This window comes from Streptomyces sp. MBT53, assembly GCF_016654115.1.
Taxonomy (GTDB): domain Bacteria; phylum Actinomycetota; class Actinomycetes; order Streptomycetales; family Streptomycetaceae; genus Streptomyces.
Genome location: NZ_JAEQAZ010000191.1, coordinates 19,282 through 27,287, shown reverse-complemented (window position 1 = coordinate 27,287; position 8,006 = coordinate 19,282). Strand labels below are relative to the sequence as shown.

The window sequence follows — 8,006 nt, the reverse complement described above, 5'->3', positions numbered from 1 at the left end:
GCACCTGGCCCGTCGGTTCCCACCCCTTGGTCCTACGAGGCTGGGAGCCCCCGGCGACGCTCTACGCCCGGGGCCACCGCGGTGTGGACCTGGCGACCCCGGCCGGCGCTCCGGTACGGGCGGTGGCCCCGGGCGTAGAGCGTCGCCGGGGGCTCCCAGCCTCGTAGGACCAAGGGGTGGGAACCGACGGGCCAGGTGCGGGCCAGGGCCGGTACGGGAGGGGGTGGGACTCCCGGTGGCGGTGGAGGGGCGTCGTCCGCACGGGCCGCGCAGGTCAGCAAGGTGAGGAACAAGGCCAGTACAAAGCCCAGCGCGGTGTGCCGGTTTCGTCGTGTTCGCATGGCACAAACCGTGCCGTACCCGTGTCGATCATGGCCGGGACCTGTGGACCGCCAGGTGCCTGTGGACAACGGCGTCACCCGGTACCTCGCGGGTCCCGTACACTTCCTTTGGCGATCCGGGTCACCGGGTCGACTTCGCACGCCCCGACATCCGGTCCTCCGTCGAGAGACGAATCCGATGTCAGCGCTCCTCGGTCCTCTGGGCACGCGCATGTGGGCGTCAGGCGCGAGTGCCGTCCCGGCACCCGCGGCACAACCGAGAAAATCAAGGAGAACGGCCATGGCCGTCGTCACGATGCGGGAGCTGCTGGAAAGCGGCGTCCACTTCGGTCACCAGACCCGTCGCTGGAACCCGAAGATGAAGCGCTTCATCTTCACCGAGCGCAACGGCATCTACATCATCGACCTGCTCCAGTCGCTGTCGTACATCGACCGCGCCTACGAGTTCGTCAAGGAGACCGTCGCCCACGGCGGCACGGTCATGTTCGTCGGCACGAAGAAGCAGGCGCAGGAGGCCATCGCCGAGCAGGCCACCCGCGTCGGCATGCCCTACGTCAACCAGCGCTGGCTGGGCGGCATGCTCACCAACTTCTCCACCGTCTACAAGCGTCTGCAGCGCCTCAAGGAGCTCGAGCAGATCGACTTCGAGGACGTCGCCGCGTCCGGTCTCACCAAGAAGGAGCTTCTCGTGCTCTCGCGCGAGAAGGCCAAGCTGGAGAAGACCCTCGGTGGTATCCGCGAGATGTCCAAGGTTCCCAGCGCCGTCTGGATCGTGGACACCAAGAAGGAGCACATCGCGGTCGGTGAGGCCCGGAAGCTCAACATTCCGGTCGTCGCCATCCTCGACACGAACTGCGACCCCGACGAGGTCGACTACAAGATCCCGGGCAACGACGACGCGATCCGCTCCGTCACCCTGCTCACCCGCGTGATCGCCGACGCCGTCGCCGAGGGCCTCATCAGCCGCTCCGGTGTCGCCGCCGAGGCCAAGGGTGACAAGGCCGCCGGCGAGCCGCTCGCCGCGTGGGAGCGCGACCTGCTCGAGGGCGAGAAGAAGGCTGACGAGGCCCCCGCCGCCGACGCCGAGGTCCAGACCTCCGCCGAGACGGAGAAGGTCGCCGACGCCGAGCAGGCTGACGAGGCTCCGGTTGCCGCTGAGGTTGCTGCCGAGGTCGTCGAGGCTCCCGCCGCCGAGGCTGAGGCCGCTCCGGTCGCCGACGCCGAGCAGGCCTGACCCCTCCGGCCAACGGCCTGACCTTCCGGGCCAAAGGGCTGAGCTGAAGTGACGGCGGGTGGTGCCGACCGCGCCACCCGCCGTTCACTCACAGCCCCTAGATCTTCGTAGCCCGTAGATCTTTGGCGGAAGCCCGCTCACCACGCGGCCGCCGCCGACTTCGAGACTTCGAACTCCGAGAAGAGATTTTCAGATCATGGCGAACTACACCGCCGCCGACGTCAAGAAGCTCCGTGAGCTCACCGGCGCCGGCATGATGGACTGCAAGAAGGCGCTGGACGAGGCCGACGGCAACGTCGAGAAGGCCGTCGAGGCGCTCCGCATCAAGGGCCAGAAGGGCGTCGCCAAGCGCGAGGGCCGCTCCGCCGAGAACGGCGCCGTGGTCTCCGTCATCGCCGACGACAACACCTCCGGTGTCCTGGTCGAGCTGAAGTGCGAGACGGACTTCGTCGCCAAGGGCGAGAAGTTCCAGGCCGTCGCCAACCAGATCGCGCAGCACGTCGCCGCGACCTCCCCGGCCGACCTCGCGGCGCTCCTCGCGTCCGAGATCGAGTCCGGCAAGACGGTCCAGGCGTTCGTCGACGAGGCCAACGCGAACCTGGGCGAGAAGATCGTCCTGGACCGCTTCGCCCAGTACGCCGACGGCTACGTCTCCGCCTACATGCACCGCACGATGCCCGACCTGCCCCCGCAGATCGGTGTCCTCGTCGAGCTGGACAAGCCGAACGCCGAGGTCGCCCGCGGTGTCGCCCAGCACATCGCCGCCTTCGCGCCGAAGTACCTGGCCAAGGACGACGTTCCGGCCGAGGTCGTCGAGTCCGAGCGCCGTATCGCCGAGGAGACCACCCGCGCCGAGGGCAAGCCCGAGGCCGCGATCGCCAAGATCGTCGAGGGTCGCGTCAACGGCTTCTTCAAGGACGCGACGCTGCTCGGTCAGCCGTACGCGCTCGACCCCAAGAAGTCCGTCCAGAAGGTTCTGGACGAGGCGGGTGTCACCCTGAAGCGCTTCACGCGCATCAAGGTCGGCATCTGAGTCCGTACCGCGATCGACGCGCGGCGCCCGGTGGAATCCCGCTAGGGTCGTCAGCAGTCGGCCCGGTACGCCGTCGCGCACGCGCGCGTGGCGGACGACAGCAGATCTGACGAGGAGGCCATTGCCGAGCATGGGATGCGACAGACACCCCACCGGCAGTGGCCTTCTTCGTATGTGCGACCACGTAAAAGAGGCGAGAACGTCATGACCACCAAGGCCCAGAAGAGCGACGACGGCAAGGTACGCGGCCGGTTCATGTTGAAGCTGTCCGGAGAGGCCTTCTCCGGCGGCGGGGGCCTGGGCGTCGACCCCGATGTGGTGCACAAGATCGCCCGTGAGATCGCGGCCGTCGTCCGCGACGGCGCGGAGGTCGCCGTCGTCATCGGCGGCGGCAACTTCTTCCGCGGCGCCGAACTCCAGCAGCGCGGCATGGACCGGGCCCGCTCCGACTACATGGGCATGCTCGGCACCGTGATGAACTGCCTCGCCCTCCAGGACTTCCTGGAGAAGGAGGGCATCGACAGCCGCGTCCAGACCGCCATCACCATGGGCCAGGTCGCCGAGCCATACATCCCGCTGCGCGCCGTGCGCCACCTGGAGAAGGGCCGCGTGGTCATCTTCGGCGCCGGTATGGGCATGCCGTACTTCTCCACCGACACCACCGCCGCCCAGCGCGCCCTGGAGATCAACGCCGAGGCGCTGCTCATGGGCAAGAACGGTGTGGACGGGGTCTACGACTCCGACCCCAAGACGAACTCCGAGGCCGTCAAGTTCGACGCGCTCAGCTACGGCGAGGTCATCACCCAGGACCTCAAGGTCGCGGACATGACCGCCATCACCCTGTGCCGCGACAACAAGCTTCCGATCCTGGTCTTCGAGCTTCTGGCGGAGGGCAATATCGCCCGCGCCGTCAAGGGTGAGAAGATCGGCACGCTTGTGGGTGACCAAGGCAGCCAGGGCTGATGACCCTGACCGGGGGATGGACAATGTCCTGCCGGTCGGGAACCGTGCAGGAAGAAGACGCGACGCAGCCGGCCGCCGACGCCGACACAGCACAGCAGCCGGGCCTACTCAAGACACGCAGGAGCAAGTGGTGATCGAAGAGACCCTCCTCGAAGCCGAGGAGAAGATGGAGAAGGCCGTCGTGGTCGCCAAGGAGGACTTCGCCGCGATCCGCACCGGCCGTGCGCACCCGGCGATGTTCAACAAGATCGTGGCCGACTATTACGGCGCACTGACACCGATCAACCAGCTGGCTTCGTTCTCCGTGCCGGAGCCGCGCATGGCCGTGGTGACCCCGTTCGACAAGAGCGCGCTGCGCAACATCGAACAGGCGATCCGGGACTCGGACCTCGGCGTCAACCCGAGCAACGACGGCAACATCATCCGTGTGACGTTCCCGGAGCTGACCGGGGAGCGCCGCAAGGAGTACATCAAGGTCGCCAAGACCAAGGCCGAGGACTCCAAGATCTCGATCCGTTCCATCCGCCGCAAGGCCAAGGAAGCGATCGACAAGGCGATCAAGGACGGCGACATCGGCGAGGACGAGGGCCGCCGCGCCGAGAAGGAGCTCGACGACACCACGGCGAAGTACGTCGCCCAGGTGGACGAACTCCTCAAGCACAAGGAAGCGGAGCTGCTCGAGGTCTGATGAACGACTCTTCCTGGGGGGCACCGCCACAAGCCGGGTACTGGGGGCCGTCCGACCAGGGGCCTGTCCAGGGGGCTGCCCCGGCGGGTCCCACGTACGATGCGCCTGAGGCGCAGCAGACTCGCCCCATGCCCATCGTGCCCGACGAGCCCGCATACGGCGGACACCAGGATGACGACCGGGGGGCCGCTCGGCTGAGCGGCCCCTTGTTCCGCGACGAGACGCAGCAACCGCCGTACGACGTACGGCAGTCGCCGTCGTACGACCCGCGGACGCAGCCCTTTGACACGCCGCAGACACAGCCCTACGGGGCGGTGCCGCAGAATCCGGAGCCCATGCCCGACGTCCCGCCACCGGCGCCCGCCCCGCAGAAGAAGAGCGCGGGCCGGGACCTGGGTGCGGCCATAGGGGTCGGGGTCGGACTCGGCGCGGTGATCATCGCATCGCTGTTCGTCGTCAAGGCCGTGTTCGTCGGCGTGATAGCGGTCGCCGTCGTCGTGGGTCTGTGGGAGCTGACCTCGCGGCTGCAGGAGCGCAAGGGCATCAAGGCGCCCCTCGTGCCCCTCGCGGTCGGCGGCGCGGCGATGGTCGTCGCCGGTTACGTCCGAGGCCCCGAGGGTGCCTGGGTCGCCTTGGCGCTCACCGCGCTCGCCGTCCTGGTCTGGCGGATGACGGAACCGCCGGAGGGCTACCTCAAGGACGTCACGGCGGGCGTCTTCGCGGCGTTCTACGTGCCGTTCCTGGCCACGTTCGTCGCCCTGATGCTCACCGCGGACGACGGCGCCTGGCGGGTCATGACGTTCCTGCTGCTGACGGTCGTCAGCGACACCGGGGCGTACGCCGTCGGCTGGCGCTTCGGCACGCACAAGCTCGCCCCGCGCATCAGCCCCGGAAAGACCCGCGAGGGTCTCTTCGGAGCGGTGTCCTTCGCGATGGTGGCGGGCGCGCTGTGCATGCAGTTCCTGATCGACGACGGCAGTTGGTGGCAGGGCCTCGTCCTGGGCCTCGCGGTCGCGGCCAGCGCCACGCTGGGCGACCTCGGCGAGTCCATGATCAAGCGGGACCTCGGCATCAAGGACATGGGCACGCTGCTGCCGGGCCACGGCGGCATCATGGACCGGCTGGACTCCTTGCTGCCGACGGCACCGGTGGTGTGGCTGATGTTCGTGCTGTTCGTCGGGTCAGGGTGAGGGCCACGGCGCCGCGCCGCGGTAGCGGCAAATAGATACAGCATGGACCGCTTGGACTCCTTGCTGCCGACGACGCCGGTGGTGTGGTTGATGTTCGTGCTGTTCGTCGGTTCGGGCTGAAACAGGGTCCGACCTGCGGTTCTGTACGTGAGGGGCTCGTTGTCCACAGGGCGGCGAGTCCCTCTTCGTACGTCTGCGACACTGGTAGGGCCATGCCTAAGCCCGGAGAACTCACATTCGTCGCCCCCCGCGGAGCCCAGAAGCCGCCGCGGCACCTTGCCGATCTCACGCCCGCCGAGCGCAAGGAAGCCGTCGCCGCGATCGGGGAGAAGCCCTTTCGCGCCAAGCAGCTCTCGCAGCACTACTTCGCGCGCCTCGCGCACGACCCGGCGGAGTGGACCGACATCCCCGCCGGTTCACGCGCCAAGCTGCAGGAAGCGCTGCTCCCTGAGCTGATGACCGTCGTACGGCATCTGTCGACCGACCAGGAGACCACCCGCAAGACGCTCTGGCGGCTGTTCGACGGGACGCTCGTCGAGTCCGTGCTGATGCGGTACCCGGACCGGGTCACCATGTGCATCAGCTCGCAGGCGGGGTGTGGCATGAACTGCCCGTTCTGCGCCACCGGACAGGCCGGCCTCGATCGCAATCTGTCGACCGGCGAGATCGTGCACCAGATCGTCGACGGGATGCGCGCGCTGCGCGACGGGGAGATCCCGGGCGGACCCGCCCGCCTCTCCAACATCGTCTTCATGGGCATGGGCGAGCCCCTCGCCAACTACAAGCGGGTCGTCCAGTCCATCCGCGCCCTGACCGACCCCGAGCCGGACGGCCTCGGGCTCTCGCAGCGCGGGATCACCGTCTCGACGGTCGGACTCGTCCCGGCGATCCACCGCTTCGCGGACGAGGGCTTCAAGTGCCGGCTCGCGATCTCGCTGCACGCGCCCGACGACGATCTGCGCGACACCCTGGTCCCCGTGAACACCCGGTGGAAGGTCCGCGAGGTTCTCGACGCCGGCTGGGAGTACGCGGCGAAGTCGGGGCGCCGGCTGTCCATCGAGTACGCGCTGATCCGCGACATCAACGACCAGGCGTGGCGTGGCGACCGGCTCGGCCGCCTCCTCAAGGGCAAGCCCGTGCACGTCAACCTGATCCCGCTGAACCCGACGCCGGGTTCGAAGTGGACGGCCTCCCGTCCCGAGGACGAGAAGGCGTTCGTCGAGGCCATCGCGGCCCATGGGGTGCCGGTCACCGTCCGGGACACCCGTGGCCAGGAGATCGACGGAGCGTGCGGTCAGCTCGCGGCCACCGAGAGGTAATCTTCACCCGTACTACCCCGTACAACCCCGTACCACCTGTACGTACACCTTCATATCCGACAGGGGAGCGCGCAGCGCTGAGAGTGCGGCAATCGGGCCGCAGACCCTCTGAACCTCGCCCAGGTCATTCTGGGTAGGAAGTTCGGTCATCACCGTGAACACCAAGAAGTACTGTGCTGTCCTCGTGGGCCTCGGCCTGGTCACGCTCTCCGCGTGCGGGTCGGGGTCGGACGGGAGCGGCGGCTCCGGATCCGACAAGACCGTCACCCTCGTCAGCCACGACTCCTGGGCCGTCTCGAAGAACGTGCTGAAAGACTTCGAAAAGCAGTCCGGGTACACCGTCAAGGTCCTCAAGGACGGCGACGCCGGACAGGCCGTCAACAAGGCGATCCTCACCAAGGACAACCCCCAGGGCGACGTCTTCTTCGGCGTCGACAACACCCTGCTCTCCCGCGCGCTCGACAACGGCCTCTTCCAGTCCTACGACGCGAAGGGCTCCGCCACCGTCAAGCCCGCGTACCGCGTCGACGAGACCAAGCACCGGGTCACGCCCATCGACACCGGCGACATCTGCGTCAACTACGACAAGGCGTACTTCAGCAAGCACAAGCTGACCCCGCCGACCACCTTCGCGGACCTGGTCAAGCCCGAGTACAAGAACCTCCTCGTCACCGAGAACGCGGCCACCTCCTCACCCGGCCTCGGCTTCCTGCTGGGCAGCGCGGCCCAGTTCGGGGACGACGGCTGGCAGGCGTACTGGAAGAAGCTCCAGGCCAACGGCGTCAAAGTCGTTGACGGCTGGGAGCAGGCCTACGACCAGGAGTTCTCCGGCTCCGCAGGCGGCAAGAAGGCGGGCGGCGACCGGCCCCTCGTCGTTTCGTACGCCTCCTCGCCGCCCGCCGAGGTCATCTACGCCGACCCGAAGCCGACGACCGCGCCCACCGGGGTGTCGTACGGCACCTGCTTCCGGCAGACCGAGTACGCGGGCCTGCTCAGCAACGCCAAGAACACCAAGGGCGGCAAGGCCTTCATCGACTTCCTGCTGACCAAGGAGTTCCAGCAGGACATGCCGCTCAACATGTTCGTCTACCCGGTGGTCGAGGGCGCGACCGTGCCGGCCGAGTTCACGCAGTACGGTCCGCAGGCCAAGGACCCCGAGACCATGGCCCCCGCGAAGATCGCCGCCGACCGGGACCAGTGGGTCAAGTCGTGGACCTCGCTCGTACTGAAGTAACGGA

7 protein-coding genes, 1 pseudogene and 1 riboswitch are annotated in these 8,006 nt (G+C 67.9%); all 8 genes and pseudogenes read left to right on the top strand.

Translation table 11 applies throughout. The features are described 5' to 3' along the window. Positions 1-134, top strand: a pseudogene (locus JHN45_RS53585) (M23 family peptidase); the annotation flags it as partial. 487 nt (positions 135-621) lie between these two features. Further along, positions 622-1,575 carry a 30S ribosomal protein S2 gene (gene rpsB, locus JHN45_RS42035; protein ID WP_200716141.1) on the top strand — a complete coding sequence of 318 codons (954 nt, stop codon included), beginning with the start codon at positions 622-624 and terminating at the stop codon, positions 1,573-1,575. A gap of 196 nt (positions 1,576-1,771) precedes the next feature. Next, positions 1,772-2,608 carry a translation elongation factor Ts gene (gene tsf / locus JHN45_RS42030; RefSeq protein WP_201054617.1) on the top strand — a complete coding sequence of 279 codons (837 nt, stop codon included), beginning with the start codon at positions 1,772-1,774 and terminating at the stop codon, positions 2,606-2,608. Positions 2,609-2,812: 204 nt separating this feature from the next. Beyond that, complete coding sequence (pyrH, locus tag JHN45_RS42025; RefSeq protein WP_200685070.1) at positions 2,813-3,571, top strand: UMP kinase; 759 nt, start codon at positions 2,813-2,815, stop codon at positions 3,569-3,571. Between the two features lie 130 nt (positions 3,572-3,701). After that, positions 3,702-4,259 carry a ribosome recycling factor gene (gene frr, locus JHN45_RS42020; RefSeq protein WP_200716139.1) on the top strand — a complete coding sequence of 186 codons (558 nt, stop codon included), beginning with the start codon at positions 3,702-3,704 and terminating at the stop codon, positions 4,257-4,259. Positions 4,260-4,387: 128 nt separating this feature from the next. Beyond that, on the top strand, positions 4,388-5,449 hold the full coding sequence (locus tag JHN45_RS42015; RefSeq protein ID WP_374195672.1) for a phosphatidate cytidylyltransferase: 1,062 nt from the start codon (positions 4,388-4,390) through the stop codon (positions 5,447-5,449). A 212-nt stretch (positions 5,450-5,661) separates the two neighbouring features. Beyond that, the gene (gene rlmN, locus JHN45_RS42010) at positions 5,662-6,768 is read left to right on the top strand and encodes a 23S rRNA (adenine(2503)-C(2))-methyltransferase RlmN (RefSeq protein ID WP_093629395.1); all 1,107 of its coding nucleotides are present in this window, start codon (positions 5,662-5,664) and stop codon (positions 6,766-6,768) included. A gap of 51 nt (positions 6,769-6,819) precedes the next feature. Beyond that, positions 6,820-6,926, top strand: a riboswitch (TPP riboswitch). After that, positions 6,923-8,002 carry a thiamine ABC transporter substrate binding subunit gene (locus JHN45_RS42005; protein ID WP_201054615.1) on the top strand — a complete coding sequence of 360 codons (1,080 nt, stop codon included), beginning with the start codon at positions 6,923-6,925 and terminating at the stop codon, positions 8,000-8,002. Its footprint overlaps the riboswitch before it by 4 nt. Positions 8,003-8,006 lie beyond the last annotated feature (4 nt).

What these genes read in the sequence shown, in the direction of transcription:
- tsf (WP_201054617.1), top strand. Translation starts at nt 1,772, where the DNA reads ATGGCGAACTACACCGCCGCCGACGTCAAGAAGCTCCGTGAGCTCACC.
- rlmN (WP_093629395.1), top strand. Translation starts at nt 5,662, where the DNA reads ATGCCTAAGCCCGGAGAACTCACATTCGTCGCCCCCCGCGGAGCCCAG.
- rpsB (WP_200716141.1), top strand. Translation starts at nt 622, where the DNA reads ATGGCCGTCGTCACGATGCGGGAGCTGCTGGAAAGCGGCGTCCACTTC.
- JHN45_RS42015 (WP_374195672.1), top strand. Translation starts at nt 4,388, where the DNA reads ATGCCCATCGTGCCCGACGAGCCCGCATACGGCGGACACCAGGATGAC.
- pyrH (WP_200685070.1), top strand. Translation starts at nt 2,813, where the DNA reads ATGACCACCAAGGCCCAGAAGAGCGACGACGGCAAGGTACGCGGCCGG.